Consider the following 26,053-nt stretch of genomic DNA (forward strand, 5'->3'; position numbering starts at 1 on the left):
GGCGGGCCCGGACCGGCCGGCTTCCCGGTTCCGGCGGCGGCGTTGTCCATTCTTGGGGCGTTCTCGGGTCTTGTCCCGGATCCGGTCGCCCGGCCGCGGCCTCGCTCGGTTGCAGGGAGCCGTGGGCAGCCCCTAGGATCGTGCCGCGCCTTCCTCCTGGCGCAGATGTCTGGCGCGAGACCGTGACCGAGCCGAATCCCGACGTCCGCGATGCCCTCTCCCGCACCGGTGCGGCGCTCCTGCGCAGCGCCGAGATCGGGCGCGGGCTGTCGCTGGCCGAGTGGCGGAACCGCGACAATCGCGCCCGCTACGATCGCCCGGACCACCACACCCTCAGCCTCTACCTCGAAGGCGGCGAGGGCGTGGTGCGCGAGGACGGCGCCGTGTCGGGCGGCGGGCCCGACAAGCTCTGCCTCCTGCCCGCCGGCCACGAGAGCCGGTGGCTGATCGGCGGTCCCCTGCGGATGGTCCACCTCTACGTCGCGCCCGAGACCCTGGCCTACCAGGCGGTGAGCGCCCTCGACGTCGATCCCCGCACGATCTCCCTGCGCGAGCTGACCTTCGCGGAGGATCCCGCCACCGCGATGCTGGTGCGCGGCGCCGTGCTGCCCCTCGACTGGGAGGCGGGCGCCGACCGGATGGCGCTCGGCGCCGCCTGCCACCTCCTGCTCCACGCCCTGCTGCGGCGCCATGCGGGCCCGGGCGGAGAGCGGGCGGTGAAGGGCGGCCTCGCGCCGGCGGTCCGCCGCCGGGTCGCGGAGCTGATCGAGGCGCGGCTGTCCGAGGCGCTGACCCTCGAGGTGCTGGCCGAGGCGGCGGGCCTCAGCACCTTCCACTTCGCCAAGATGTTCAAGGCCAGCTTCGGCCTCGCACCGCACCGCTACGTGACCGAGCGGCGGATCGCGCGGGCCAAGGATCTGCTCGCCAAGCACCTGCTGGCCGAGGCTCCGCCGGGTGAGCGCCGGGAGAGCCTCGCGGCGATCGCGCTGTCCTGCGGCTTCGCCTCGCAGAGCCACTTCACCCGCCGCTTCGCCCAGGCGACGGGGCTCACGCCCGCGGCGTGGCGGAGCGCCGCGTGAACCCGTGCGGACGTGCGGGCTCCCTCACGCCGCCGGCTTGTCGGCCCGCTTCACGCTGAACTGCAGGCCCAACGCCTGCAGCACCGCCCGCACGGTCTCGAAACTCGGATTACCGGCCTGTGAGAGCGCCTTGTACAGGCTCTCGCGGCTCAGCCCCGCCTCTCGGGCGATGTGGCTCCTGCCGCGGGCGCGAGCGACGATCCCGATGGCATCGCGGATCAAGGCCGGGTCGCCGTCCTCCAGCGCGGCCTCGATATAGAGGGCGACGCCCTCGTCGGTCTTCAGGTGCTCCGCCGTGTCATGCGGACGGGTTTCCAGCGGCATCCTCACACCTCCTTTTCGAGCAGGGCTGTCCGTAAAGAAAAGAGCGCGGGTCTTCTCCTCTCCCCGACCGATCCCGGGCTTGCCCGGGATCGGTCGGGGAGAGGAGAAGACCCGCGCCCAATCTTGGTCCACCCCCCCGAACAGTCCTGCTTCGCAACGGGCCGCAAGATCGAAAAGCCCTTTACGCCTTCCTTAACCCTCTCACCCCATCCTCCCCGCATGGTAGTCCGTCGTCGCGCCCGTGCCGTCCTGTTGCCGCTCGGCCTCTACGCCGTGTCGATCCTCGTGGTCGGCTACTTCCTGCACGAGGCCGAGAGCGGAAGCCGCGGCCTCGAGGCGAAGAGAGCCCTGAAGATCCAGGCCTACGGCCTGCAGCAGGAGCTCGACGCCACCAAGGCCGACCGGACCGAGTGGGAGCGCCGCGTGGCCCTCTTGCGCAGCGACCAGATCGATCGCGACCTCCTGGAGGAGCGGGCCCGGGTCGTGCTCGGCCGCGTCCATCCCAACGACGTCGTCATCATCACTCCCTGATCCTGGCCCCGATCCCTGCCCCTTGCCCGGCCATCCATCCCGGTAGCGGCTTTCGGTCCCGAACCGCTCGATTTGCGCCGCCACCTGCCCTAAAAACGCTCCCACAAAGGTAGCAGCCGGGAGGGTGCCGATGGATGCCGCGAAAGAGGCGCGCCGCGGGAGCGACAAGACCCGCGAGAAGGCGGCCCCGCCGCCCGCGGCCTCGAACGTGCCGGCCTTCAGCCGCGACGAGGACCTGCACGCCTATCGCGAGATGCTGCTGATCCGCCGCTTCGAGGAGAAGGCCGGCCAGCTCTACGGCATGGGCCTGATCGGCGGCTTCTGCCACCTCTATATCGGCCAGGAGGCCGTGGTGATCGGGGTCCAGATGGCCTCGAAGGACGGCGACCAGGTCATCACCGGCTACCGCGACCACGGCCACATGCTGGCCTGCGGCATGGAGCCGAAGGGCGTGATGGCCGAGCTCACCGGCCGCAAGGGAGGCTATTCCCGCGGCAAGGGCGGCTCGATGCACATGTTCTCCCGCGAGAAGAACTTTTATGGCGGCCACGGCATCGTCGGCGCGCAGGTCTCGCTCGGCACCGGCATCGGCTTCGCCAACAAGTACCGCGGCGACGGCGCCGTCAGCCTGACCTACATGGGCGACGGCGCGGCCAACCAGGGCCAGGTCTACGAGAGCTTCAACATGGCACAGCTGTGGAAGCTGCCCGTGGTCTACGTGATCGAGAACAACCGCTACGCCATGGGCACCTCGGTCTCGCGGGCCTCGGCCCAGACCGATTTCTCCAAGCGCGGCGTCTCCTTCGGCATCCCGGGCGAGCAGGTCGACGGCATGGACGTCCGCGCCGTGCGCGAGGCGGCGACGCGCGCCATCGCGCATGCCCGCGACGGCGAGGGCCCCTACATCCTCGAGATGCAGACCTACCGCTACCGCGGCCACTCGATGTCCGACCCGGCCAAGTACCGGACCAAGGACGAGGTCGCCCGCATGCGCGAGGAATCCGATCCGATCGAGCAGGTCCGCAAGCGCCTGCTCGGGCCCCACAAGGTGGCGGAGGACGAGATCAAGGCGGTCGACGCCAAGGTGCGGGAGATCGTGAACGAATCGGCGGAGTTCGCCACCAGCGACCCCGAGCCCGATCCGTCCGAGCTCTGGACCGACATCCTGCTCTAGCGCGGCCGCTCCGGCTCACCGGCCGTCCGCACGCCGGACGGCTGCCCCGCGCCCGGCCCCGGCGCCCGCCCCTCTCCCGGATCGACAGAGTACCCCATGGCGACCGACATCCTGATGCCCGCCCTCTCGCCGACGATGGAGCAGGGCAAGCTCGCGAAGTGGCTCAAGAAGGAGGGCGACCCGGTCAAGGCCGGCGACATCCTGGCCGAGATCGAGACCGACAAGGCGACCATGGAGGTCGAGGCGGTCGACGAGGGCGTGCTCGCCAAGATCCTGGTCGCCGACGGCACCGACAACGTCGCGGTCAACACCCCGATCGCGGTGCTCGCCGAGGAGGGCGAGGATCCGAAGGGCGTGCAGGCCGGCGGCGCGAAGGCGAACGGCAAGGACAAGCAGGAAGGCCAGAAGGCGCCCGCCCCCGACATGCATGCCGAGGGCCAGGCCGAGCGCCCCGCCCCCGCGGCGAAGACCCAGGATGACAAGCCGGTCGGGAAGCCGGCGGCGCCGGCGGTGATCACCAACCGCGGCCAGGACCCGGCGATGGCCGAGATCCCCGAGGGCACCGAGATGGTCACCCAGACCGTCCGCGAGGCCCTGCGCGACGCGATGGCCGAGGAGATGCGCCGCGACGACAAGGTCTTCGTGATGGGCGAGGAGGTCGCCGAGTACCAGGGCGCCTACAAGATCACGCAAGGCCTCTTGCAGGAATTCGGCGCGAAGCGCGTCGTCGATACCCCGATCACCGAGCACGGCTTCGCCGGCGTCGGCGTCGGCGCGGCGTTCACGGGCTTGCGGCCCATCGTCGAGTTCATGACCTTCAACTTCGCCATGCAGGCGATCGACCAGATCATCAACTCGGCGGCCAAGACCCTCTACATGTCCGGCGGCCAGCTCGGCTGCCCGATCGTGTTCCGCGGCCCCAACGGCGCGGCGGCCCGGGTCGGCGCCCAGCACAGCCACGATTACGCCGCCTGGTACTCCAACGTGCCGGGCCTGAAGGTCGTGATGCCCTACACCGCCTCCGACGCGAAGGGCCTGCTGAAGAGCGCCATCCGCGATCCGAACCCGGTGGTGTTCCTCGAGAACGAGATCCTCTACGGCCAGTCCTTCCCGGTGCCGAAGCTCGACGACTTCACGGTGCCGATCGGCAAGGCCAAGGTGCATCGCGAGGGCCAGGACGTGACGATCGTCTCGTTCGGCATCGGCATGACCTACGCCCTCAAGGCCGCCCACGAGCTCGCCGAGGCCGGGATCGACGCCGAGGTGATCGACCTGCGCACCATCCGGCCGATGGATTCGCAGACGGTGGTCGAGTCGGTGAAGAAGACCGGGCGCTGCGTCACCGTCGAGGAGGGTTTCCCGCAATCCGGCATCGGCGCCGAGATCGCCGCGCGCCTGATGGTCGATGCCTTCGACTATCTCGATGCCCCGGTCCTGCGCATCACCGGCAAGGACGTGCCGATGCCGTATGCCGCGAACCTGGAAAAACTCGCCCTGCCGAACGTCGCCGAGGTGATCGAGGCGGCCAAGGCCGTCTGCTACCGGTGAACCCCATGAACGACGACGAGCCCCGCTTCGAGGCCCTCGACGTACCCCCCGACGCCCTGGAACAGGGCGGCATCGAGGTGCTGCGCGCCGCCGTGGTCGACGGCGCGGTGAGCGTCGCGCTGCGCCGCTCCTTCGAGGATCCGGCGACCTGGGGCCGGCTGCTGATCGACCTCGCCCGCCAGGCTGCCGTGGTCTATGCCCGCGAGACCGAGCTGTCAGAGGAGGAGGCCTTCGCGCGCATCCGCGCCGGGATGGAGGCCGAGAGCCTCGATCCCGAGAGCCTCAACTGAGGCTCGCCATGGCCGAGGCCGCGCCGCGTTGGGCCACCTATGCCGATCTCGAGGCGGTGCCGGACCACCTCGTGGCCGAGATCGTCGACGGGGTGCTGGAGACGCATCCGCGGCCGCGGCCGCTGCACAGCATCGCGTCGGCGCGGCTGTCGGGTGAACTGGATCGTCCGTTCTCCCGTGGGCGCGGTGGTCCGGGCGGCTGGATCTTCATGATCGAGCCCGAGCTTCACCTCGGGCCGCACGTGGTCGTGCCCGGCCTCGCCGGCTGGCGCCTCGAACGACTGCCGGCCATTCCAAAGACGGCCTTCATCGAGACCCCGCCCGACTGGGTCTGCGAGATCCTGTCTCCCTCCACCACCCGGCTCGACCGCGGGCCGAAGCGGCGGATCTACGCCGAGTTCGGTGTCGGTCACCTCTGGCTGCTCGATCCCGCCAACGGCGTGCTCGAAGGCTTCGCGCTCGTCGGCGACCGCTGGCTGCTCGTCGGCACCGTGGAGCGCGGCGAGGCGGTGGCCCTGCCCCCCTTCGAGGTCGTTCCTTTCCCGCTCGACGACCTGTTCCCCATCGAGGCCCCGCCTCCCGACGATCCGGCCGCCCCTCCTCCCGCCGAGACCTGAATCCATGCCGATCAACGTGCTGATGCCCGCCCTCTCGCCGACCATGGAGAAGGGCAACCTCGCCAAGTGGCTCAAGAAGGAGGGCGACACCGTCAAGTCGGGCGACGTGCTCGCCGAGATCGAGACCGACAAGGCGACCATGGAGGTCGAGGCGGTCGACGAGGGCGTGCTCGCCAAGATCGTGGTGCCGGAGGGCACCGCCGACGTGCCGGTCAACGACCTCATCGCCCTCATCGCCGAGGAGGGCGAGGATCCGGGGAGCGTGCAGGCCGGCGACGGGCCGAAGGCGGAGGCGCCCGCCAAGCCCGGGACGCCCGGGGCCGGCAAGACGGAAGGGGGGAAGCCCCGGGCGCCGGCCGGCAACGAGACGCCCGGTGGCGGCACGATGTCCTACGAGCGGATCGACACCGCGCCGGAAGGCGCGCGGCCCTCGGGCCAGTCCGCCGGCGAGCCGAACGGCGCGGCGCCGGCCTCCGGCGGGCGCCTGTTCGCCTCGCCGCTGGCCCGCCGCATCGCCAAGCAGGAAGGCGTCGACCTCGCCGGGGTGCAGGGTTCGGGTCCGCACGGGCGGATCATCGAGCGCGATGTCCGCGCCGCCCTCGAGGGCGGGACGGCCAAGCCCGCGCCCCAGCCCGCCAAGGACGCCCCCGCCCCGGCCGCGACGCCCGATCCGGCGCAGGCCCGGACGCCCGCCGCGGCCGCCCCGCCCTCCGGCCTCTCGGCCAAGCAGGTGATGGGGATGTTCGAGCCGGGCTCCTACGAGGAGGTACCCCTCGACGGCATGCGCAAGACCATCGCCAAGCGCCTGGTCGAGTCGAAGCAGACCGTCCCACACTTCTACCTCTCCCTCGACGTCGAGCTCGACGCGCTCTTGAGCCTGCGCGAGCAGGTCAATGCCGGGGCGACGAAGGACAAGGACGGCAAGCCAGCCTTCAAGCTCTCGGTCAACGACTTCGTCATCAAGGCGTTGGCGCTCGCCCTGCAGCGGGTGCCGGCGGCGAATGCCGTCTGGGCCGAGGACCGCATCCTGCGCTTCCGCCACTCCGACGTCGGCGTCGCGGTGGCGATCGACGGCGGGCTGTTCACGCCGGTGATCCGCCGCGCGGAGCAAAAAACCCTCTCGACCATCTCGGCCGAGATGAAGGACCTCGCCGCCCGCGCCCGCACCAAGAAGCTCAAGCCCGAGGAGTACCAGGGCGGCACCACCGCGGTGTCCAATCTCGGCATGTTCGGCATCAAGTCGTTCGGCGCGGTCATCAACCCGCCCCACGGCACCATCCTGGCGGTCGGCGCCGGCGAGGCCCGGGTGGTGGCGAAGAACGGCGCCCCGGCGGTCGTCCAGGCGATGACGGTGACGCTCTCCTGCGACCACCGGGTGGTCGACGGGGCGCTGGGCGCCGAGCTGCTCGCCGCCTTCAAGGGGCTGATCGAGAGCCCAATGGGCATGCTGGTCTAGCACTTTCCCCTCCCCACAAGGGGGAGGAGAAGCGCCTTTTTCATTCCCGGCGGAGAGAAGGAAAAGCCGGTGCCCTGGAACGGATCGCCCGAGCAGTCGGCATCACCGCGAGCCCGGACGAACGCCAAAGTCATGCGGCACGCCATCACTCCAGCCGAGAAGCGGCTGTGGTGGCACCTGCGCCACCGGCTGCCGATCGAGGGATCGCACTTCCGACGGCAGGTCGCGCTCGGTCCTTACGTCGCTGACTTCTGCTGTCTCGGGGCGCGGGTGATCGTCGAGGTCGATGGCGGCCAGCACGGCTTCCCCAACCAGCAAGCGTATGACGCCGCGCGCACGGCCGCCCTCGAGGCGCGGGGCTTCCGGATCCTGCGCTTCTCCAACGCAGACGTGATGCGCGCGATCGATAGCACGCTCGACACGATCTTCGCGGCCCTGGCCGTCCCCCCCTCTCCGGAGACCTGAATGTCCGACACCTACGACGTCCTCATCATCGGCGCCGGCCCCGGCGGCTACGTGGCGGCGATCCGGGCCGCGCAGCTCGGCTTCAAGACGGCGGTGGTGGACCGCGAGCACCTGGGCGGCATCTGCCTCAACTGGGGCTGCATCCCCACCAAGGCGCTGCTGCGCTCGGCCGAGATCTACCATTACATGCAGCACGCCGAGGATTACGGCCTCTCGGCGGACAACGTCCAATTCGACACCGCGGCCATCGTCAAGCGCTCGCGCGGCGTGTCCGGCCGGCTCAACAGCGGCGTCGGCATGCTGCTCAAGAAGAACAAGGTCGACGTGATCTGGGGCGAGGCCGCGATCGAGGCGGCGCCGAACGGCAACGAGGCCGGCCGGGTCACGGTGCGGGAGACGAAGCGCGCGGAAGCCCCGAAGGGCGCCAAGGGCGCGGGCACCTATCGGGCCAGGCACATCGTCGTGGCGACCGGCGCCCGCCCGCGGGCGATTCCCGGCATCGAGCCGGACAAGAGGCAGATCTGGACCTACTACGAGGCCATGGTGCCGGACACGATGCCCAAGAGCCTCCTGGTGATGGGCTCGGGCGCGATCGGCATCGAGTTCGCCTCGTTCTACCGCACCATGGGGGCCGAGGTGACGGTGGTGGAATTGCTGCCGCAGATCCTGCCGGTGGAGGATCCCGAGATCGCCGCCCATGCCCGCAAGCGCTTCGAGAAGCAGGGCATCAAGATCCTCACCGGCGCCAAGGTGACCAAGGTCGTGAAGAGCGGCGACGCGGTCACCGCCACGGTCGAGACCGAGGGCGGCAAGACGCAGGGCATCACGGCGGAGAAGATGATCTCGGCGGTCGGCGTCGTCGGGAACATCGAGAATCTCGGGCTGGAAAAACTCGGCGTCACGATCGAGCGCGGCATCGTCGCGACCGACGGGCTCGGGCGCACCAACGTGCCGGGGATCTACGCCATCGGCGACGTCGCCGGCCCGCCCATGCTGGCCCACAAGGCCGAGCACGAGGGCGTGATCTGCGTCGAGACGATCAAGGGCCTGCACACCCACCCGATGGACAAGGGCAAGATCCCGGGCTGCACCTATTGCCAGCCGCAGGTGGCCTCGGTCGGCCTCACCGAGGCCAAGGCCAAGGAGCAGGGCTTCGACGTGCGGGTCGGCCGCTTCCCCTTCGCGGGCAACGGCAAGGCGATCGCGCTCGGCGAGCCCGACGGGCTGGTGAAGACGATCTTCGACCGCAAGACCGGCCAACTGCTCGGCGCTCACATGGTCGGGGCCGAGGTAACGGAGCTGATCCAGGGCTACGTCGTGGCGATGAACCTCGAGACCACCGAGGAAGAGCTGATGCACACGGTCTTCCCGCACCCGACGCTCTCGGAGATGATGCACGAGAGCGTGCTCGACGCCTATGGGCGGGTGATCCACACGTAGGACGGAAGGACGAAAAAACCTCGCTAGAACATCGACTTAGCTTGGTGACTCTAGCGAGGCCCGCCAACGGCAGTCAACCCTCCGCTGACGAATTCATAGTGGTCACGTAGGCCCCGCTGTGACAGGATTGTGGCATTAAACGGTGTGCCGAAGTATCGAACGACACCTTAGTCCTCGATGTAATCCTTATGCTCCCGGGGCACTTGGAAGCGTAGAAACGATCTTGACATTACGTAATCAGCTGTGTATATTTTTCACATAAAGAAGTTGCAGAATTTCCAATTGGGACGCTGGCCTGATCCGCAACCGTCATAGCGACGCTCTCTCAGGTAGCAATCTGCGGTTATAGCAGCAGCGCATTCTAATGTCAATAAAAATTAACGATTGACGTAGGGTAATTTTTGTGGCATAACGACTTTGCGGCTCAGGAACTAGCATCCTTTGCGGCCATACTAGAGCGCTGTGCGATCGGCCTGCAACGGCCAAGTTGGTTAGGGCGTTGGCTGGGTGAAGGAGCCAGCGATGACCTCACCCTTGTCCGTCGATCTGCGTGAGCGTGTGGTGTCCGCTGTCATAGCGGGTGCGTCCTGCCGCCAGGCTGGCGAGCGGTTCGGTGTCAGCGCCGCCAGCGTCAGTCGCTGGCACGCCCGCCATCTCCGGGACGGCCACGTCCGACCCAAGCCGATGGGCGGCGACCAGCGCTCGCACGTCATCGAGGCTCACGCCTCGCGGATCCTGAAGCTGTGCGAGAAGCGCGGCAACATCGTGCTGTCGGAACTGCGCGACGCCTTGGCCGAGCAGGGCGTCACCTCCAGCACCAGCAGCCTGTCGCGCTTCCTGGCCCGCCATTGCATCACCCGTAAAAAGGGGCGCTCCACGCCGCCGAGCAGGACCGTCCGGACGTAGCGCAGGCCCGCCAGGCGTGGTTCGAGGGCCAACTCGATCTCGATCCGGACCGTCTGGTGTTCATCGACGAGACGGCGGCCTCAACCCGGATGGCGCGCCGCTATGGTTGGGCCCCGCGCGGCCAGCGCTGTCGCCTGCCGATGCCGTGCGGGCACTACAAGACCACCACTATCACGGCGGCTCTGCGCACGAGCGGCCTGACGGCGACGGCGATCTTCGAGGGGGCCACCAACGGCCGGCGCTTCCTGGACTACGTCACCGACACTCTGGTCCCGGCGCTCCGGCCAGGCGACACGGTGATCCTCGACAACCTCCAGGCCCACAAGGTGGCGGGCGTGCGCGAGGCCATCGCGGCGGCCGGCGCGCGGGTGGTGTACCTGCCGCCCTACAGCCCGGAGTTCAATCCGATCGAGCAGGCCTTCGCCAAGCTCAAGACGTTGCTGCGCACCGCGGCCGCGCGCACGGTAAAAGCGCTGCAGGACGCGATCGAGCAAGCCTTCGCCGCCTTCACCCCGCAGGAGTGCCGCAACTACATCAATGCAGCCGGATACCAGAATGACCACTACGTTTCAGACTGATCGGGCGACGCTCTAATGCGGTAGCTGTCCAGTATTATTAAGAGAAGTTTGTTACATCAGCATAGCCAGGCTTGTGGTCACTCCACGAACCAAAACCGTTTCACTTAATTAACATTATTGATGGCTGCCGATACAGGCCCGGTGGCAGTTATTCATATTTCACACAAGGAAAGAATTCCGACCTATGAATAGAATTAATATTATAAATCTACGAGTTGATGCCCATGACTTGCTCAACAAACGAGCCGAACGTCTGTTTAGCAACATGATCCTGCAAGTCGATGATATTGAATATAGAGAAAATCAATTCTTCGATGATCAATGTGATTTTCTGGAAATTGGTTGCATCTCTTGGAGTTCTATCGCAGTATAAAAGAGATAGAAATCCGAAGTTCGAACAAAGCACAGAAATGATCCAGATTGGCCTATCAGTAGCTTTAAAACAATTAGATGCCGACGAAGACCATGAAAGAGATCAAATCCTTGAGCTGATCAGAGGGTTTGCGGCTTACAGCGGCCAGGCGTAAACTCAATACCCTCAATACGATAAGCAAAAGACCTGGACAGCTTGAATGCTGCCCAGGGTCATATTCCTTCGTCTTCAACAATTTAACTCATTCGAGGTTTGAATATTTATAATGTCCCAAATTAAATATGTGTCGGCACCATGCGGTTCGGGTAAGACCCACGCTATTATTAATAGTATCTTAGAGGGCCGGTATGATGGCAACCTCCTGCTTGTTCAGCCTACGGTTCAGCTTATCGATAATACCTATAACGAAATCAAAAAGCGAAGCCCGTCAAGCCACATCGAGAGATTTCACAGTGAAGTCATTACCGACAAATCGGTCTCAGGGGCGCTCATCAAGCATTTTCGGAATCCTTATCCAGGCAATCATGTGGTAATAACAACTCACTCCACGTTCTTAAATCTGTATTTCATCGCTAACAAACGAGATTATGATCTGGTTTTAGATGAGTCTCCTGTGTTGGTTGATCCGTTTGACGAAAAACTGCCGGATCATCATCACTTAATCACTGATCACCTCTCACTAGAAGCACAAGGTCCTTCATACGGGATCTTGAAGCCAAAGAACATCACAGAACTCACATCGTTAGCCGAGAACCGTAACGGAGATAGGGTCAGCAAGTTATTCGCCAAACTCGCAAGGCTTATATTGTCAGATGATTATGTTTCATATGTCAATCTCCAGCAATACAATAATCTTATCAAGGGAAAACAAGAAGATGGTCAATTAGTGATATACAATGTTATGCAGCCTACTATATTCGCCGGTTTCAAATCATTGGCAATACTCGGAGCGAGATTGGAGGAAACCGCACTGTTCAAAAAGTGGTCTGATCTAGGTGTATCATTCTGTAGGGATGTTGGTCTAGAGAGCCACCTACGATATACTGAACACACTAATGGTAATCTTGTTCGGTTGCATTATGGTTTCAAGGATAACTGGTCAAAATATGTGCGCGATACTAAACACCCAGAGCTGCGAGAAAAGTTAATATCTGCGTCGATGGAACTGATTCGTGACGATCCATATGTGTGAAATGAAAACAACGATATTAAAGACACGAGCAGCCTCAAAGAAAATGTTAATGGGACTGATCTTCCGGGAAAATCCCATGGTCTAAATGATTATCAGCACATCGATCATGCGATCATAATTCCAGCTCTGAACAATAAGAGTTACTTTCAGAAGTTCTTCACTGAGGTTCTTGGCATTTCTGAGATAGATCAGAAGATTGAAATGACAGGGCATACGATTTATCAGGCTCTCAGCCGCACCTCCATACGGGATCCTGACAACAATAATATCAAACATTGGGTCGTAGCGGATAAAGCAACGGCCGATTATATTGCTAGCGTCTATCCGGGATCTACCATTAACAGTTTTGGATTGTTGATGCCTGCGGCATGCGTGCGTCCGGGACGCCCGCGGTTACATGAGAATTCATATGAGAGAAAGAAAGCAAGTAAGGAAAAGAAACTGATGATGATTGCTGGATTGGACAGAGACTTATTTTTCGTCCATGATGATGACCTTCAAGTCGCAAACCAAGTAAATAAAAAAAAGCGACGTTTCATCTATAGAGCTTAATAGACATTTCGTCGCTCATTTTCGAGGTTCTATATTCATTGATAGATTTCATGGGAAACACGACTCCCTCATTATTAACACGGACGAAAAGTTCATCAGAGATCTCAGGAATAGAAGCAGGGTCAAATACGAGTCAAAAGAAGATAACACGTTGATTAGTCCAGCCTATTTCGACCCACATAAAGTGGCAGATACAGAACGAGGTATAGAAAATATTGTGTTTGTGAAAGGAGTGTGGATCGACGTTGATGGTGGAGATATGATCCCAAGAGATTTCAGTGAGATGTTCCCGCATATAAGAATGGTTTGTTTCAACACCTATAGCAGCACAGGAGATGACTCGCGTTACAGGGTTTATATACCAACTGACATGGCAATGACTAACGACGCATACAAAACAATATTCAATAATATTGTGCGAAAGGTTCAATCAGAAGGATACGTGTCTAAAAGCAAGGCGACGACGAAGTCGACCCGAAGGGTTCATGGTATTGATAATAAGCCTAACGGTTCGGACTTGTTCTATCTTCCGTGCCAACCGCTGGACCCTGAAGGTGCGTATTTCCAGGATTTCAAGGCAGGTCGTAAGCCTCTGAAGGTCAAGGACTGGATCGTTAATGGTTTCTGTGAGGATGAGGTCGCTTACGTGTCAGAGCCCCCTACCCTCTCGGAATCGGACGATCTCACGCCCGAACAGCAATCCAAGGTAGCTGACGCACTAAGGGAATGGGACACCGTGGGATCGAATTCAAACTGTTCTCATGCAAGCTGCGCAGACTGCTAACTCTCCCTTAGCTCGAGTGAAGGATATAGAACGCTTCATGCGGCAATACTCCTAACGGGGTGTTCTCTTGAGGCCATAAAGACTATTCCCTGTAGAGATAGGGATAGATGTCGTGTCCTGTCTCTGACAGATTGAATTGCAACAAATAATGATCTCCGACGCGGTGCTTTAACAAGTTAAACGCGTAAATCGAAAGATTAATATTGACAATTGCTCCTCAATATTGTTTAATGCATGAAGTCGCCGACGAGATATCATTCGATCCGAGTCTTGTCTGCGATGATGTTAGAGGTCGGAATATCGTTTTAGGTATCCCAAGCAACTAATATAAATCACCATCTCTTAGATAGCCAATCGTGAGATCAATCTAATAATCAAATAGGATAGAATAAATGATCAATCAAAATGATATTAGTAATATAGACTTGAAGACCGAGACTATTCGCATTCTCAAGCAGGGCGCTAAGTATTATGAATATAAGAAGGAATTTAACAATCTAGTCGACGGGGAGGAGTATGGATATAGCATGCTCGTGACCGAATGTAATATTAATTTGATGAACATCGATAATTATATTTATAATAACACATTCATATGTCACGAGTATTATGAAGCGTTTCGTGCTACCGCTGAAGCTTATTACGAACAACTGACAAAATGTCATCCGTTACTCGCATTCGATGTAAAAGAATATCTAAAAGAACTCAGGAATTTCAAGCCATAATAACATAGAGCCCGTTAGGCTTGATAGCTGAAAATATATAACCAGATGAAAACGGGTGGTGTGTTGAATGCTTCCCGTTTTCCAGCATGCTTCTCGCTGAACTGTCCACCTCTTTCTGTGCTGCTTCAATCATGCCTTGGCTGATCGGCATAATGGGATTGTGCATGGCTTGATATATCTGCACCAGAACGTCAGCCGCACGCGAAGGTTTTATCCCCTAAACGGGTGCTCCACTTTCTAAAACCACCCAGCGCGTCGCTTATTGAAGTAAGGCACTTCGGTTCTTAGCTGCAACGTCCGATAGGTAGAGAGCAAAGCAATCTCTTCCATCGTCGGCTTCGATGATGATTATGCCATCGGACCAGTCGTCACCACGCTCAGGCAAAGCCAGGAGCACGCGCCCGATATGCCACGCTTGCGAAAAGGCGGCGCTCTCGTCGATAAGTTCGATGCCTGCGCCCCCGTCAACGAGGCGACTTCCAAGTTTCAGGCTGAAGCGGTAGCGTGGCATTGTCCCTCGGCTGTAAAACGCTTGTGCTGGCAACTCGTGCCTCTACGGCATCATAGCGCCATATGAAACTCACGCTAGAGGGTGCGCACTATCGTCGCGTTCACGTTAGGTCGCGAAGCTTGTGCTGAGCTGTCAGGCGCCGTCTAACCCAATTCTTAGAAAACTCACAGATAGTAATATGATTGAGATCAATGCAGTTGGATGCGATAGAGATGACTCCGCGCTGCACTCCCCCGTCAGCGCGGTCGGTGGGTCAGGCATTCCCCCGAACATGCCTGGCCCACCACTCTCCCTAAAATGCCAGCTTCCGCGCGCCTTCGCGCACCCCTGAAGCCCTGCCCGCTGCTAGTCTGCCAGCACACCTCCGGCCAGCCTCGACTCGGGTCGGTGCCAGATTGTCCCTGGTCGCGGCCGCGGACTCGGGAGTGGGAAGATGGGACACGGAGGTGAGAGTTGAACGAGCCCGTGGACATGATCGCGAGCCTGTAGCTCCGCCAGTCGATCTGGTCAGATTAGACACTCCACCCTCACTACTACGTAGGGGTTGCTCGCGAGGTTCCTGGGCCTGAGCGAAGGTGGCCCGTCATAGCGCATCACCAGTGTCGTCCAGGCGCCCACGGACGAAGCCTCGGGAAATGAGCCGGCTACGTTCGCGGGTCTGGCATTCGGCTCCTAAAAGGTCCGCTGAGGCGTCCGTGATGGCACACCGCAGGGCAAGTGCGAGGTCGCCTGAGGTTTGCGTGAGGTAGGCCGCTGCGATGGCTTCGACGGGGCGTGAGGTGACATCGGAGGCGCCTTCAACGGGTCCGGTGTCTCTTGCCACCATCGTGTCGTCCCACCCGACTCGTTGAGAACGAAGAGAGAACATGCCATAGGCCAGTTAGTTCGGTCAATGCTGGTAGGCTGGCATCGCGCTACCAAGAGCTAACGCTGCCTCAACCACTCTGCCGACACACCTCTCTCGCGGAGGTGGACCCATGCTGCTGCTTGTTTTCGTAGCGATCGCTGGAGGGTTCCTGACGGCCGCGATTATGGTCCCGTATGGTCCGTTGGTCGCGCTCTTCGGCGATCCGCTCGGTGGTAGCCTCAGCGCAGCGGTGGCGGCTCTGGTACTCATGTGTGTCCGCGGTCCCGCCTACCAGTCCGAAGAGGATATAGATGCGCAGACGGATGCCATGGTCGCCGACTTACGGGGAATCGTAGCTCAGGCTCGGCGCCAGGAGCCCGCACCTCCGGAAACTGAGCAGGCTACGAGACGTGCGTAAGTGCTGTCAAAATGCCCTGTCGCTCTCAGCAGCGAGAGCAGGCGCCAAGCCAACTTCCGACAATTCTCCCGCCCCTTTGAGACACTAGCTTGACCCTACCAGGATATGTATAACAAGGCATCTTGAGGTATGAGAAGATGCTCATTCGAATTCGATCCATGGCGCTGGTCGCAGCTTTCATCCTGCACTATACGGCTATTCAGTCATGGGCATTGTCAAAGGAGCAAGACAGTGCGGAAAATTATAGTCGAGATGGTAATATAGCCTTCTTTTCGAGCAGATTTGAAGAAGCAATACGGCTTTATTCATATGCGATTAAATCGAAACCAACTTTCGCGGCTGCTTATGTAAATCGCGGTGACGCCTATGCCGCAGTTGGCAGATATGATGCTGCGCTTGAAGACTATAAGACCGCTAATAAATTATCGAAAAATGAATACTATACCAAGATAACTGACATGTACATAGCGCGCGCTAATGAATTGCTAAAAGCTAAGCAGGATGTGTTGGCGGTATCATTGTACGAAAAAGCGCTATCTATCAAACCAGGTCAGAATGATGTTATAGATAAAGTTTATTCTCTATATATGGAAAAAGCCGGCCAGGCCTCAGATAATAAGGAATATAAATCCGCTTTGATTTGGTTGAACCGAGCGGCTTCGTTGAGAAAGAGTGAAGCATTAACTGAAAGGCTCGCCTACACAGAATTATTATATGCTGAATATCTTGCTTTATCTAAGTCGTTTGATGATTCTATCGAACAGTTTAATCATTCGATCAACGGTAGTTCGTCGCGACCAATCATTGCGAGGGCGTTATATGGCCGTTCTATGGCCCTAAAGAACCTGAGGAGATATGATGAGGCTCTCACGAGTATAGATAACGGGATATCTCAAAACAAATATAATATTGAGTACTACATAGGTAAATCTGATATTTTGAGGCAGTCGGGGAAATACATAGAAGCCGCAGATGCATGTCGAGCGATCTCTGCTATGTTTGGTACTTATTCGTCAGTTAATAAGCAGATTGCGACCTGTTTATATGCGGCATACAATGAATTATCGATTTTTTATGATAGCAGAAACTATAGTATATTGGCTGGCGGTCTCGAAGATGTAACTAAGATTGATAAAACAATGATACCTGCTTATCTACTTCTAACAGACGTCCATCTAGAGCAAAATAATTTGTCAGATGCACTGAAGGTTATTAATTCCGCGATCGCTATATCACCCAATGATGCTTCACTATTATTGAAGAGGGCCAGAATATATATTAAGCTAGGAGACTTTAAGAGTGCTTCGATAGACGTCGAGTCTGCTTCTAGGCTCAAGTTGGATATGTCGGCATCGCAAAACCTAGAAGCACTGAGGATTGATATTGGCACCAATTTTTATCATGGGAATAATCAAGTCGCTAATTCTCATGCCAAGGCTGCTGATTCGAATCAAATAGAGGGAACATATGCCGGAGCCTCATACAACAAATCTATGTTGCTTGGCGCTACGTTGGCAGCGCAGGGCGATTTCCCACAAGCAATCGAGAAATTTACCGCTGCTTTGGCGATCAACTCGTCCTTAGAAGACGCTTATATGTCGCGGGCGAAGGTATACCAGCGTATCGGAGAGCATATAAAAGCACTTGGTGATTTTGCTAGGGCGTTGATTATTAAGCCCTCGCTCGAAGATGATATTCAATTTCTCAAATTGCGTTCGGCCTCATGGTCTGCATTGCAAGCAGCTGGCGCAGTTCCGCGCCAAGTGGATGCGAAGTTATCAAGCTTGTCGGACCTTGGCAGCGTTATTCACTCCCCCAAACAGGATGAAACCCGTGTTGCTCTAGTGATTGGGAACTCGGCGTATCCTGACTCCGTCGGGAGCCTCGACAACCCATCCCGAGATGCGACAGCCATCGCCCGCATGCTGCGGGAAACCGGGTTCAAGACGGTGCAGCTGCGGACCGACCTCGGCATCGATGCGATGCGCCGCACCCTCAACGATTTCGCAGCCGAGGCCGACCAGGCCGACTGGGCCGTGGTGTACTACGCCGGCCACGGGCTTGAGATGAACGGCACCAACTATCTCATCCCGACCGATGCTGCCCTCAAGACGGATCGCGCGGTCCAGTTCGAGGCCATCCCTCTCGACCTCGTGCTCACCAGCATCGGTGGGGCGCGCAAGCTGCGCCTGGTGATCCTGGACGCCTGTCGCGACAACCCCTTCCTGCAGCGGATGACCCGCACAGTTGCGACGCGATCGGCGTCTGGTGGTCACGGACTGGCGAAGGTGGATCTGGCGGATAGCGGCACCATGGTGGCCTTTGCCGCCAAGCACGGGCAGCAGGCGATGGACGGTCTCACCCCCCAGGGCAACAGCCCGTTCGCGTCCGCCCTGATCCGCAACATGAGCAAGCCAGGCGTCGACATCCGTCGCATGTTCGGGATGGTCCGCGACGACGTGCTCAAGGCCACAAGCCGCCAGCAGGAACCCTACACCTACGGATCCCTCGGAGGGGACGAATACCTGTTCAAGACGCCCTGAGAAACGACCCCTGATAACTGAAATAATGAGCAAACGAGAAATGCCCGTCCTAAAAAAAATAAATGCCAGATTTAGAATGATGACGGGACTGTTGCTCGTTTTATCTTTGTATGAACTATCATTTGGATACTGTCACGCTCAAGAGGTTGCTGAAGAAGAAGTTCCGGACCCAGTTGGTATGGAGTACTCAACGGGGATGAAGTTGATGGGAGATGAGGTACTCCAAGAGTTACCAATCAAGCCAAAATTTCGGTCTTATCTTCCAGAATCGGTCGATCTTACATTAAATATGCCACGACCTGGCGATCAAGGTCGCTTAGGTTCATGTAGTTCTTGGGCTATGGGATATGCAGCTCGTGCTTATTACATCAATGCGATTGAACAGCGAAAGCTTGCTCTTGAGAATATACCGAGTCCCCGATACCTCTACGATGCCGCGCGTGCTGGAAAATGCGGTGATGGCACAACATTCGACGACAATGCAAAGGTTCTGATGCAGGGGGTCCTGTCGCTCAGAGATGTGCCGTATACTGACTCATGTGCAAATATCTATCGTGCATCCACAGACCATAAGAAAGATTTTAAAATAGATGGAATTTCACGGCTGTGGAGCGTTGGCAGAGAGGAAATAAGAGGCCAGCTTGCGAACGGAAATCCAGTAATAATATCGATGAGACCGAACGCCGCATTTTATCAGTTGCGGAAGCATGAAATCTTCAACAATAAGTCAGATCCCCTCATAGAAAGCAATGCTGACGGATGGCATGCGGTGGTTATAGCTGGGTATGATGATCGGCGGCAGGCTTTTCGTATTGTTAATTCTTGGGGAAAAGGTTGGGGAAATAGCGGATATGCTTGGATCTCGTTTGATTTCATCTCCGATCCCAAATGGGTTAGGCAGGCTGTTGTTCTGGATGTTCAGCGCCCCCCCCCTAAGCCGCGACCCGTGTCTGAAGTGGTCATCAATCCAGTGAAGGCTGATCCACTGGAGCCTCTCCCATCGCCTCCCAGGCCGGATCCACATCCCTCTCCCAAACCAGCCATCAAATCTGATATCGGCACTGTGTTGGCTCACTTACGCAATCTGAGGTGTGCGAAGCTAGAAACAATAATGCAAAATGAAAGGCTCACGATATCAGGATATGTTGGATCAGACACTGACAAAAAATCTATTGAAGAGCTCGCAGCCAAATATTCTGCAATCGAAATCGTAAAAATATTTGTTGCTCCATGGCCAACCTGCGAGGTTCTTGAAACTTTAGCTCTACCCTTAAGCGCATCGGATCGACCATCGATTGATTTAGAAGGCAAGAAAACGTTCCGAGCAGGCGAAAATCTCACTTTTTCTGTGCGGGCCCCATCACAGTTCAGCTACATGTATATAGCCTATTTGCAGGCTGATGGGTCAACTGTTAACTTAGTGCAGCCCAAAGGGATCATACCTGATCAAACAGCGCCTTCAACGACCTTGAAATTTGGTGATGGTCGAGCAGGCCGCCAACGTTTTGAGGTGACAGCCCCTTTCGGAGATGAGATCATTGTTGCTATTGCATCGCGGAGTCCGCTATTTGAGAGTAGACTTCCGGCTACGCAGACGGATCGTGAGTATCTAACAACGATTCGTCGTGCTCTCGTGTACAAGCCAACTGCTGTGTCTAAAGATCGGGTCGTATCGGCCGCTGTTGTCTCACTTACGACGCAAGGACGCTAATAATGAGAAAAATCGCTCTTACGGCAGGATCCCTCCTGATGATGAATAGTATGTTTTGTTTCTCCGCACTAACCCAAGAGCTAACAGCGCCAGAAATCGCGTGTAAACTCGATCCGACATGTCCTAAAACAAAAATGCGAGGATTACGCGGAATCAAGGTGTCGGGTGATTCTATTGCCGACCCACCTAACTCTGCCTCGTTCCATATTAATTTTAAATACGACTCGGCGGACCTCGAAACAGATTCCTTGATCACCTTGGATCAAATCGGAGCAGCTCTCCGGGATGATCGTCTTCGTACATATAAGTTCAGCATTGTAGGTCATACGGACGCCAAAGGATCGGACGCGTACAACCAGTCACTCTCAGAGCGGCGTGCTAATTCGGTCAGAGAGTACTTAACTAGCAAGTTCAGCATAAGCCCAAGTTTGATCACGGCAAAAGGATACGGCAAGTCACACCTCCTTGATCCAGCCAGGCCGGAGGATGGTGTAAACCGTCGGGTTCAGGTAGTAACCGATGTTGACCATCTTTCAAGATAGTGGGAATTTTTGTTTGCACTATCGCTTTCCAGTCGAAATCATCCGTTTAAATGGGTGACGAGTAACAAGGAGACAGTCGAAATGATCAAGTTATCCTTGAAGGCAGCTATGGCCTTTCTGGTCATTCTGGCTAACACAAACGCGTTCGCCGGCAATGTTCAAGCACAACATGCGAACCAAACACCGGTCCCTCACCGATATGTACAGAGTGATCCTTATCCGCCTGGTTGCCGCAACAAGGAAAGTTTCGATGCTTGCGCTCTCGATGGCAAAGGCTGCAGCCTTGGTACCCGTCGCGCTTGTCGGGCAATCTGCGAGGGGCTGTGCAATGATGACTAGTACAGAGCTATAATCGTGCTCAACTTGAAGGATTTATGGTCTTGTCCATCCGAAAAGTCCGTCGGTATGGCACGGCAACAAGTCAAAGTCCTCTTACTTAGGTGGATTGGATTAGGCTCCTCCATGTTGGCGCAGTTTCGCGCTCTGCATTGACGATACCGCCCGCCAAGGTCCTATCCGTCCGGCGGGCGTTCTGGTGACAGCTGATCAGCTTTTCGCGTTGGCAGGGGATTCGTCGCCCCCACCGATATCGGAGGTAACCTCCCCATCAATTTAGTTCCGACGTTCAGGATCCTGGCGACTATGGAGGCCCTCTCACGTGCCGCGATCTGACACGCAAGAGGGTGTTCTGCCATGCCAGATTACTTGCCCTTCAGGGCGTCCTTGATGCCGCCTACGACGTTTTGGACTTTACCCTTCACCTGATCGGCGATGCCCTCGTTCTTGAGCTTCTCATCACCCGTGAGGTTGCCAGCACCTTCTTTGACCTTACCACCTAGGTTCGTGGCAGAGCCCTCAACGCGATCCTTATCGACAGTCATTTGGCTCTCCTCATGATACAGCAGCCCAGTAACGGTTCGGTACGCTAACGGGGACCAATCCCGATGCGTTCCGGCAGACACGTTCCAATCCGTTCGCTTGTTCGGCCTCGGTGTCGGCTCGGAGGATCAGAAATTACTGCGCCGCGCTTCAGCTTCACCGTCGCTACGGCCCTTATTCCCGTCCTTATTGCAGCGCATACCGCATCCCGACACAGCCGCCGATAGGATACGGCTACAAGCCATCTCAGCGAGGCAGCAGCGTGCGTTTCATCAGCATCTTCGGGGCGCTTCTAGCAGTCGCCCTTGTCGTCACGATCGGTGCCCTGTTCAGCCTCTTGATGATGCCGTTTCGGGCTGCGATGGCGTTTCGTCGGTCCTGATGCGCCCTTGAACCGAATGCGCCCTACCCTCGACAGCTCTGACCCTTGTCGCTCCTCATCCGACCTGCGTCCTTAGCTGTTCGCTGGTTAGGGTGGACGCGGTGGTTCAGGATCGAAGCGTGCGTCTCTGTCTCCTGGACGGATCACTCACTGGGATCATCAAAGCCGAGATCATGAACTGGAGGGAACGCGCGCCAGTCGGTTCACGGTCCTGATTAGGAAAAGTTCGGAGCCTTTATGCTGCCGATAGCAGATGGACATCAAAGCTGTCTAACATGCCTATCCGTTAATAGCGCGGCAGCAAGCGCAAACAGGCCGTATCCGAGGAGAAACCCCCTTACGTCCTTGCGCTCGTTTTTCATTACTAAGGCGGCAGCACAGAACCCGGCGCCTTCAGCAGCGTCTAGAGCCAGATGCTCGTCCATCGATAGATTTCCGGTGAACCCGCCTTCATACCGCGTCAACGCACTATAGGCTGCGGTTCCTACTCCTACTGCCGCCAGAGACTTACACAGGCTTGGACGCCAGCCCATGACGAGCGGAGTGCCGATCAGCACGGCAGCGGACACATAGTCGAGAACAGCGTGCACCCGCGTTGGTATCATGCTCTATCCCCCCAGACGGTCGAGGGTCCAATCAGGGTGGGTTAGAGCTGGTTCCCGAATGGGTCTAATTTGGGCGACGGGCCTACGGTGCTCGTTGATATCAGCGTTGTAGCCCTAGTCGCTCCCCGTCCGACCCTGCATCCTTGGCTGTACGTCTGTCATGGTGGGCTGCGGTGGTTCAGGGTCGAAGCGTGCGTCTCTATCTCGTCAATGGGTCTCCAAGGAACATCCTCACAGCCGAAATCGTGACCGCTTTCTGATGCCTACGTGTCATGGTTCGAAAATAGTAATGTTTCTCCAACGATCAATACTTAGCGCGGAAAGTAGTTTATCAGGTCGGACTCTATGTATTATTTGTGCAAGCAAGAAAACTCGCTCACATCGATATAAAATTTGCGTGATGATTATCCATTGCTAATTCAAATAGGCTTGTGCTTCTTCTTCGCTTCGTTCGTATTGTTGTGGTCCGAACAATATTTCTAAGATAATGTTGAGCAATTAATCTAACATTATATATTCAAGCTTCGATTGGCCGGGTTGCATTTCAAAATCGCGTTCACCATTTGAGAACCAGATCCCCGCATAGTGCTGCGAGGCTTATTGTAGATCGCGGATAGGCAATGTCCTCTAGAGTTCAACGCAAATTGCTCGCTACCTTGTTGCTTAGTGTCGCGACCACTGGTGAGGTAAGTGCCGAACAGGATCGAGTTAGTATTGAAAATCAGATGGCGACACCTGCTTCTGAGATAGGCCATACGAACATCAACTTAGGCGGTGGCTTCATCGAGTTCCTGCTCACTGGTCGCGTCAGTTCAGTTCCACGCAGCATTGTCGGTGTGGGGCAAGAGGCGCAAGTACATAATTATACGAACGAAGTATCACAGGGGCAAAGCGGAACAACGCCTGCAACAATGGACGGTGAGGTCAAAATTATCGACTACAGCGGAAATTTCGCTCCCGGTTCTGTAATTATTAACGTAACCAAAAAAGAGGTTTATCACATATTGCCGGATGGAAAGATGAAAGTACTAAGAAACGGAAATAATGAAAATCGACTTGCGAAGGCTTTAACCAAGAAATTATCATACTGAATTAATATAAATGTTTTGGTCGACATACACGCGCAATCGCTTATTGAATTGAGAGGCGATCAAATGCTTATTTGCAGACCGCCCCTCTTCATATGTGGATTGATAACGAAAACCATCCTTTTGGCTGGATTATTGACCAAAACGATGGCGTGTCAAAAACACAACCTGATAATACGAGGCGACGCCAGCATCGACTCTTAAGTTGTGTTATGTCAACGCGGACACGTTACGGGAACAAGGGTGTAATGCTCTCGCTCTACAACTCGCTGTGTCTTGACATACATCGCAGGCTCGAGACCGGTTCTCACGATGCCGCCACTCTGGCGCCCGCCGAATCCAGGATCGAGGAAGGGTTGAGGCCCACGCACAAGCCGTCCCCTCGTGTTCTCGACCACAAGATTAGGGACGTATTGCTTGCTGTAGCAGGTGTCCTCACCATCCCGATCAACCGTATACGTTCTTGCTGAAGCTCCCGAAGCGATCACAGTCATCGCAAGAGTACTGCATACAAACGCTGCAATTTTCGTGTTCATTGTGAGGCCTCCACTTGGTGTCAAACACCGATGGCTACCTAGCATGCTGTACGGCGATGGCAACAGTGGCGAACTACTGATAGCCGCTAAAGTGAGCATTGTCACCAAAAATTTGATAAGTAACGATTCGAGAAAAGCATTGAACGTGCACCGCCTGTTAAGCTTTATTCGATTGAATAGATATATCAAAACTAAATAATGGACTTATTATCTAGTAGATCAACTGAGAAACAGGAAGTAGATTCAAACAAAATTCAACTTTCTGGCATCAAATAGAAGATCTTGCACCTATTTTGTCTCATTTAATCTGTTTTCAAGTAAGATAATATCTTTTGAACTATATTTTTAATAAATTGAATATAAACACTGAAAAAATCGAGATTCAACGGCCAGCCGTTTACAGATGAGATATATCGAGCAGAGCGCAACTTGACAATAAAAATTGTGATGCATGCGATCGATTTATAGGAATTACTTAAGGCCAGCTTCTCCCCTGTCGACTCCGGTTCGAAATTCCGGATAGGCTCTCGTATGGTCATCTAAGTTATACCCAAGGGCGTTCCGCAGGCTTTCACTATCGTTGCTAGGCTCCAGGCTGTTAAAATGGACATTATTTGACCACATAATCGCTTAGTGCTGGACCGGGGGGCGTTCAATCCGGCCTCAGAGGAGATTGGGGATCCAACTCAGACTATTATCTTATTACTATGTTGGTCGGTTTATGTTCCGCAACTTGTCAGCAATAGTTTCTGGCCGTAGGTGCGCGTACCGCATCAGCATACGGGTATCCCTGTGGCCGCTGATGAGTGCCACCTCAGGGATGCTCAATCCCATCTCAAAGAACCGGCTCACAGCCTCATGCCTCAAGTCGTGATAGCGGAAGTCTGGTAACGAGACGCGACCCATAGCTCGGCGCCAAGCCATCTTCACAGCATCCTCGGTCGTCGGGAAGACCACCGCATCTAGGACTACCTCCGCGGGCTTCAGCTCCTGTAGCAAGCTCAAGGCCCGTCTCGTAAGCGGGATGGTCCGGGGGTGACCGTTCTTGGCCTTCGGGATGTGCAGGGTACGCCGGGTCCACTCGATGTCCCTCCACCGTAGCCGTAACACCTCCCCTCGCCTCATTGCCGTCTCAAGCCCGAACTCGACCATTGGCAGCAGGTGAGGGTTACGTGACCTCTCGCAGGCTTCCCGCAGCAATTCCCACTCCCCCGGCTCCAGGCGCCTTGAGCGTCCATTAGCCACCTTGGGCTTGGTGACGAGGGCGAAGGGGTTCTCGGGTATCGGTATGTCCCACATCCTCCGCGCAATCTCGAAGGCGTGGCGATAAAGAGCGAGCTCCCGGTTGATGCTCGACGGCTTCACGGTCTTCAGCCTGAGGTCCCGGTGAGTCGCCACCTTGCCCACTGTGAGGACGCTGAGAGGCGCCTTCGCGATCTCGTGCTTCAGCAGCACCCGTATCGCCATCTCCTCTCGGACTGCCCCCCTCTTGGTCGGTGTGATGGTGTCTCGGTAGCGCGTGACGATGTCGCCTACGGTCATCTGGTCGAGGGCTTTGCGGTCGGTAGGCAGCCCCCTGCGATCCGCTTCCGTCTCAATCTGTCGTGCCCAAGCTTGAGCGTCAGATTTGGAGGCGAACGTCCGTGTAACCAAAGGCGCTCCCTTCCTTCGAACCTGGACCTGCCAACTACCCTGACGCTTTCGAAACGAAGCCATTGCTGCACTCGCTGTGACAAATTCGTGCCAAGCGTGCTCAGCGATTTTTTCTCGTCACTCAGGCCCAACCGTGGTTGCCTACCCTAAGATGATGATGTTTAATGATTAATCACCACCGAGGAAGAGCTGATGCACACGGTCTTCCCACACCCGACGCTCTCGGAGATGATGCACGAGAGCGTGCTCGACGCCTATGGGCGGGTGATCCACACGTAGGACGGAAGTGGACCTGAAAGCTCTA

20 protein-coding genes are annotated in these 26,053 nt (G+C 57.2%); 15 read left to right on the top strand and 5 right to left on the bottom strand.

Annotated features, from left to right (window positions below):
• Nucleotides 1-182: 182 nt before the first annotated feature.
• On the top strand, nucleotides 183-1,079 hold the full coding sequence (locus DK412_RS25825) for an AraC family transcriptional regulator (protein ID WP_245447286.1): 897 nt from the start codon (nucleotides 183-185) through the stop codon (nucleotides 1,077-1,079).
• 24 nt (nucleotides 1,080-1,103) lie between these two features.
• On the opposite strand, the gene DK412_RS25830 is transcribed toward DK412_RS25825, so the two are convergent.
• Complete coding sequence (locus DK412_RS25830; RefSeq protein WP_109974302.1) at nucleotides 1,104-1,403, bottom strand: addiction module antidote protein; 300 nt, start codon at nucleotides 1,401-1,403, stop codon at nucleotides 1,104-1,106.
• A 219-nt stretch (nucleotides 1,404-1,622) separates the two neighbouring features.
• Between DK412_RS25830 and DK412_RS25835 the strand changes: the two genes are divergently transcribed.
• The 11 genes from DK412_RS25835 to DK412_RS30385 all read left to right on the top strand — a co-directional run bounded on the left by DK412_RS25835 (nucleotide 1,623) and on the right by DK412_RS30385 (nucleotide 12,525).
• Nucleotides 1,623-1,934, top strand: a complete 312-nt coding sequence (locus DK412_RS25835) for a septum formation initiator family protein (protein WP_093565189.1) — start codon at nucleotides 1,623-1,625, stop codon at nucleotides 1,932-1,934.
• Nucleotides 1,935-2,064: 130 nt separating this feature from the next.
• Nucleotides 2,065-3,108, top strand: coding sequence for a pyruvate dehydrogenase (acetyl-transferring) E1 component subunit alpha (pdhA, locus tag DK412_RS25840; protein WP_093565191.1), 1,044 nt, complete (start codon nucleotides 2,065-2,067; stop codon nucleotides 3,106-3,108).
• Nucleotides 3,109-3,204: 96 nt separating this feature from the next.
• Nucleotides 3,205-4,656 carry a pyruvate dehydrogenase complex E1 component subunit beta gene (locus tag DK412_RS25845; RefSeq protein WP_109974303.1) on the top strand — a complete coding sequence of 484 codons (1,452 nt, stop codon included), beginning with the start codon at nucleotides 3,205-3,207 and terminating at the stop codon, nucleotides 4,654-4,656.
• 5 nt (nucleotides 4,657-4,661) lie between these two features.
• Nucleotides 4,662-4,946: a DUF5076 domain-containing protein gene (locus DK412_RS25850; RefSeq protein ID WP_109974304.1), complete on the top strand. Its 285-nt coding sequence runs from the start codon at nucleotides 4,662-4,664 to the stop codon at nucleotides 4,944-4,946.
• Between the two features lie 8 nt (nucleotides 4,947-4,954).
• Nucleotides 4,955-5,563: a Uma2 family endonuclease gene (locus DK412_RS25855; protein ID WP_109974305.1), complete on the top strand. Its 609-nt coding sequence runs from the start codon at nucleotides 4,955-4,957 to the stop codon at nucleotides 5,561-5,563.
• A gap of 4 nt (nucleotides 5,564-5,567) precedes the next feature.
• Nucleotides 5,568-7,019, top strand: a complete 1,452-nt coding sequence (locus DK412_RS25860; protein ID WP_109974306.1) for a pyruvate dehydrogenase complex dihydrolipoamide acetyltransferase — start codon at nucleotides 5,568-5,570, stop codon at nucleotides 7,017-7,019.
• Nucleotides 7,020-7,088: 69 nt separating this feature from the next.
• A complete protein-coding gene (locus DK412_RS25865; RefSeq protein ID WP_280953958.1) occupies nucleotides 7,089-7,484 on the top strand; it encodes a DUF559 domain-containing protein in 396 nt (131 codons plus the stop codon).
• A complete protein-coding gene (gene lpdA, locus DK412_RS25870; protein ID WP_109974308.1) occupies nucleotides 7,485-8,924 on the top strand; it encodes a dihydrolipoyl dehydrogenase in 1,440 nt (479 codons plus the stop codon).
• Nucleotides 8,925-9,446: 522 nt separating this feature from the next.
• Nucleotides 9,447-10,408, top strand: a protein-coding gene (locus DK412_RS25875) for an IS630 family transposase (protein WP_109970617.1) whose coding sequence is annotated in 2 segments (ribosomal slippage) — nucleotides 9,447-9,792 and nucleotides 9,792-10,408 — 963 coding nt in all. Because the reading frame shifts where the segments join, the coding sequence is not laid out codon by codon here.
• A 638-nt stretch (nucleotides 10,409-11,046) separates the two neighbouring features.
• The gene (locus tag DK412_RS25880; protein ID WP_109974309.1) at nucleotides 11,047-11,973 is read left to right on the top strand and encodes a DEAD/DEAH box helicase family protein; all 927 of its coding nucleotides are present in this window, start codon (nucleotides 11,047-11,049) and stop codon (nucleotides 11,971-11,973) included.
• Between the two features lie 201 nt (nucleotides 11,974-12,174).
• The gene (locus tag DK412_RS30385; protein ID WP_162596306.1) at nucleotides 12,175-12,525 is read left to right on the top strand and encodes a hypothetical protein; all 351 of its coding nucleotides are present in this window, start codon (nucleotides 12,175-12,177) and stop codon (nucleotides 12,523-12,525) included.
• Between the two features lie 1,768 nt (nucleotides 12,526-14,293).
• Here the strand turns inward: DK412_RS30385 and DK412_RS30390 are convergent.
• Both DK412_RS30390 and DK412_RS31190 read right to left on the bottom strand, forming a co-directional pair.
• On the bottom strand, nucleotides 14,294-14,545 hold the full coding sequence (locus DK412_RS30390) for a hypothetical protein (RefSeq protein ID WP_162596307.1): 252 nt from the start codon (nucleotides 14,543-14,545) through the stop codon (nucleotides 14,294-14,296).
• A gap of 583 nt (nucleotides 14,546-15,128) precedes the next feature.
• Nucleotides 15,129-15,371 (bottom strand): hypothetical protein, encoded by a 243-nt coding sequence (locus DK412_RS31190; RefSeq protein WP_109974310.1) that lies wholly within the window; start codon nucleotides 15,369-15,371, stop codon nucleotides 15,129-15,131.
• Between the two features lie 597 nt (nucleotides 15,372-15,968).
• Between DK412_RS31190 and DK412_RS25895 the strand changes: the two genes are divergently transcribed.
• Together DK412_RS25895 and DK412_RS30395 are read left to right on the top strand one after the other, a co-directional pair.
• Complete coding sequence (locus DK412_RS25895; RefSeq protein WP_162596308.1) at nucleotides 15,969-18,353, top strand: caspase family protein; 2,385 nt, start codon at nucleotides 15,969-15,971, stop codon at nucleotides 18,351-18,353.
• Nucleotides 18,354-18,378: 25 nt separating this feature from the next.
• Nucleotides 18,379-20,064: a C1 family peptidase gene (locus DK412_RS30395; RefSeq protein WP_162596309.1), complete on the top strand. Its 1,686-nt coding sequence runs from the start codon at nucleotides 18,379-18,381 to the stop codon at nucleotides 20,062-20,064.
• A gap of 1,243 nt (nucleotides 20,065-21,307) precedes the next feature.
• On the opposite strand, the gene DK412_RS25915 is transcribed toward DK412_RS30395, so the two are convergent.
• Nucleotides 21,308-21,487, bottom strand: a complete 180-nt coding sequence (locus DK412_RS25915) for a CsbD family protein (protein ID WP_109974314.1) — start codon at nucleotides 21,485-21,487, stop codon at nucleotides 21,308-21,310.
• A 1,629-nt stretch (nucleotides 21,488-23,116) separates the two neighbouring features.
• Between DK412_RS25915 and DK412_RS30400 the strand changes: the two genes are divergently transcribed.
• Complete coding sequence (locus tag DK412_RS30400; RefSeq protein WP_204165441.1) at nucleotides 23,117-23,563, top strand: hypothetical protein; 447 nt, start codon at nucleotides 23,117-23,119, stop codon at nucleotides 23,561-23,563.
• Between the two features lie 1,238 nt (nucleotides 23,564-24,801).
• Here DK412_RS30400 and DK412_RS25920 read toward each other — a convergent pair.
• Nucleotides 24,802-25,638: a site-specific integrase gene (locus DK412_RS25920; protein ID WP_162596311.1), complete on the bottom strand. Its 837-nt coding sequence runs from the start codon at nucleotides 25,636-25,638 to the stop codon at nucleotides 24,802-24,804.
• Nucleotides 25,639-26,053 lie beyond the last annotated feature (415 nt).

Source organism: Methylobacterium sp. 17Sr1-1, from assembly GCF_003173775.1.
Lineage (GTDB): Bacteria > Pseudomonadota > Alphaproteobacteria > Rhizobiales > Beijerinckiaceae > Methylobacterium.

Excerpts from the sequence above, each read along its gene's own strand:
- DK412_RS25830 (WP_109974302.1), bottom strand. The coding sequence starts at position 1,403 with ATGCCGCTGGAAACCCGTCCGCATGACACGGCGGAGCACCTGAAGACC.
- DK412_RS25835 (WP_093565189.1), top strand. The coding sequence starts at position 1,623 with ATGGTAGTCCGTCGTCGCGCCCGTGCCGTCCTGTTGCCGCTCGGCCTC.
- pdhA (WP_093565191.1), top strand. The coding sequence starts at position 2,065 with ATGGATGCCGCGAAAGAGGCGCGCCGCGGGAGCGACAAGACCCGCGAG.
- DK412_RS25845 (WP_109974303.1), top strand. The coding sequence starts at position 3,205 with ATGGCGACCGACATCCTGATGCCCGCCCTCTCGCCGACGATGGAGCAG.
- DK412_RS25850 (WP_109974304.1), top strand. The coding sequence starts at position 4,662 with ATGAACGACGACGAGCCCCGCTTCGAGGCCCTCGACGTACCCCCCGAC.
- DK412_RS25855 (WP_109974305.1), top strand. The coding sequence starts at position 4,955 with ATGGCCGAGGCCGCGCCGCGTTGGGCCACCTATGCCGATCTCGAGGCG.
- DK412_RS25860 (WP_109974306.1), top strand. The coding sequence starts at position 5,568 with ATGCCGATCAACGTGCTGATGCCCGCCCTCTCGCCGACCATGGAGAAG.
- lpdA (WP_109974308.1), top strand. The coding sequence starts at position 7,485 with ATGTCCGACACCTACGACGTCCTCATCATCGGCGCCGGCCCCGGCGGC.
- DK412_RS25880 (WP_109974309.1), top strand. The coding sequence starts at position 11,047 with ATGTCCCAAATTAAATATGTGTCGGCACCATGCGGTTCGGGTAAGACC.
- DK412_RS30385 (WP_162596306.1), top strand. The coding sequence starts at position 12,175 with ATGACAGGGCATACGATTTATCAGGCTCTCAGCCGCACCTCCATACGG.
- DK412_RS30390 (WP_162596307.1), bottom strand. The coding sequence starts at position 14,545 with ATGCCACGCTACCGCTTCAGCCTGAAACTTGGAAGTCGCCTCGTTGAC.
- DK412_RS31190 (WP_109974310.1), bottom strand. The coding sequence starts at position 15,371 with ATGGTGGCAAGAGACACCGGACCCGTTGAAGGCGCCTCCGATGTCACC.
- DK412_RS25895 (WP_162596308.1), top strand. The coding sequence starts at position 15,969 with ATGGCGCTGGTCGCAGCTTTCATCCTGCACTATACGGCTATTCAGTCA.
- DK412_RS30395 (WP_162596309.1), top strand. The coding sequence starts at position 18,379 with ATGAGCAAACGAGAAATGCCCGTCCTAAAAAAAATAAATGCCAGATTT.
- DK412_RS25915 (WP_109974314.1), bottom strand. The coding sequence starts at position 21,487 with ATGACTGTCGATAAGGATCGCGTTGAGGGCTCTGCCACGAACCTAGGT.
- DK412_RS25920 (WP_162596311.1), bottom strand. The coding sequence starts at position 25,638 with ATGACCGTAGGCGACATCGTCACGCGCTACCGAGACACCATCACACCG.